Origin of the sequence: Streptomyces hirsutus (assembly GCF_001418415.1) — a bacterium.
Taxonomy (GTDB): domain Bacteria; phylum Actinomycetota; class Actinomycetes; order Streptomycetales; family Streptomycetaceae; genus Streptomyces; species Streptomyces hirsutus.
Genome location: NZ_LIQT01000407.1, coordinates 1 through 1,568 on the forward strand (window position 1 = coordinate 1; position 1,568 = coordinate 1,568).

2 protein-coding genes and 1 pseudogene are annotated in these 1,568 nt (G+C 69.8%); 1 reads left to right on the top strand and 2 read right to left on the bottom strand.

What is annotated here, in order from left to right:
- Together AOK11_RS45450 and AOK11_RS28320 are read right to left on the bottom strand one after the other, a co-directional pair.
- A partial coding sequence (locus AOK11_RS45450) for a DUF6010 family protein (RefSeq protein ID WP_240497518.1) occupies window positions 1-119 on the bottom strand: 119 nt, incomplete at its 3' end.
- Between the two features lie 161 nt (window positions 120-280).
- Window positions 281-859, bottom strand: a complete 579-nt coding sequence (locus tag AOK11_RS28320) for a peptidoglycan recognition protein family protein (protein ID WP_055596567.1) — start codon at window positions 857-859, stop codon at window positions 281-283.
- A gap of 308 nt (window positions 860-1,167) precedes the next feature.
- Between AOK11_RS28320 and AOK11_RS28325 the strand changes: the two are divergent.
- Window positions 1,168-1,568: pseudogene (locus tag AOK11_RS28325) on the top strand (Crp/Fnr family transcriptional regulator); the annotation flags it as partial.

The following is a 1,568-nucleotide window of genomic DNA, read 5'->3' on the forward strand; positions in this document are numbered from 1 at the left end:
CGTCCGCGAGCCGCACCGGCGAGCATGACGGCGTTCAAGCGCCGCCGGTGCGGCTCGCGGACGAAGGACATCAGCAGTGCGTAGAGAACCCCGACGGCTACGGGTGCGACGTATTGCATGGTGGCGCCTTTACCTGGGACGACCTGGGACGACTCACCACGCTAGAAGCGCGTGTGCCGCATCCCCAGGGGGCCGGGCGACAGCTTCCGACGGATTGTCGCCAGCTCGGTCCCGGCCCTCCTCCCGCCCGTCCTCCCGCACGCGCGTGCGCCCGAGTGCGTCACTTGAGCCGGTCGCGGATCCGCTTCCGCATCGACGCCATCGTGAACCCGCGCGGGTCCACCTTCCCGGGCTGCCACTCCAGGTGCCCGATCACCGACCGCTCGTTCCAGCCGTGGCGGCGGCAGACCGCGGCGGCGGCTCTCTCGACGGCCTCCAGCTGCGCCGCGGGCCAGGGGTCCTTCCCGTCGCCCAGGTTCTCGCACTCGAAGCCGTAGAAGTGCCGGTTGCCGTCGGTGTTCTGCTCGTTGTCCGCGGGCAGCCCCTTCTCCGCGATCACCGCGCGCAGCACGTCGTCGTCGCCCAGGCCGGCGTGGTTGGCGCGGCCGTAGCCGACGAGGTGGACCTTGCCGTCCTTGGTGATGACGCCGTGGCACAGCGGCCCCGGCAGGCCCGAGTAGCCCTTGCGGCACAGGTCCACGGTCCGGGCGCTGCCCTGGGTGACCGTGTGATGGATCATCACGCCGTGCACCGGCCCCCAGGGACCCTTGTGGTTGCGGTTGTGATCGCGCCAGTCACCGACCTCGACGACCGTGAGACCCTCCGCCTTCAGGGAGCTCAGGAACGCACTCGCGGACATGGGTGGGGCCATGGGCCGCGCCTCCTTCTCGCAGCGCGACGGCTGCCGGTCGCAACCGCCTCGTACCGGTGCTTGTACCTGCGCGGAACGAACGCAACCCATCGTCCGGTCCCTGTGCGGCCCGATCCGGACAATGTTCGACCACGGGACCGCCGCTGAACGGAATCCCCATGAATGCCCACACAGTTGAAGATCCATTCCCGCTCATTCGGGTAATACCGCGGACACGTTCCGTGAGGAAGGCTTTGCCGCGGAGACCGACGCCCGGCACGGATGGGCGCCGGTCACAACTGGGAGGGCAATTCTTTATGTCGGTAGGCGAAGAGGTCCGCACCGAGCAGACCCGGCAGCAGCAGAGCCTCGGCACGGCCGCGGCGCGGAACCTGGCCACCACCACCAAGTCCGTACCGCAGATGCAGGAGATCAGCTCGCGCTGGCTGCTGCGCATGCTGCCCTGGGTGGACGTGCAGGGCGGTACGTACCGGGTGAACCGGCGGCTGACGTACGCCGTCGGCGACGGACGCGTGACGTTCGTGAAGACCGGCGACCGCGTCGAGGTCATCCCGGCCGAGCTGGGCGAGCTGCCGGCCCTGCGGTCGTACGAGGACGAGGAGGTGCTCTCGGAGCTGGCCTCCCGCTGCCGGCAGCGGGAGATCGAGGCCGGCCAGGTGATCGCCTCCTTCGGCAGCCCGGCCGACGAGGTGTTCCT

Coding starts and splice junctions, on each gene's coding strand:
- AOK11_RS28320 (WP_055596567.1), bottom strand. CDS start 859: ATGTCCGCGAGTGCGTTCCTGAGCTCCCTGAAGGCGGAGGGTCTCACG.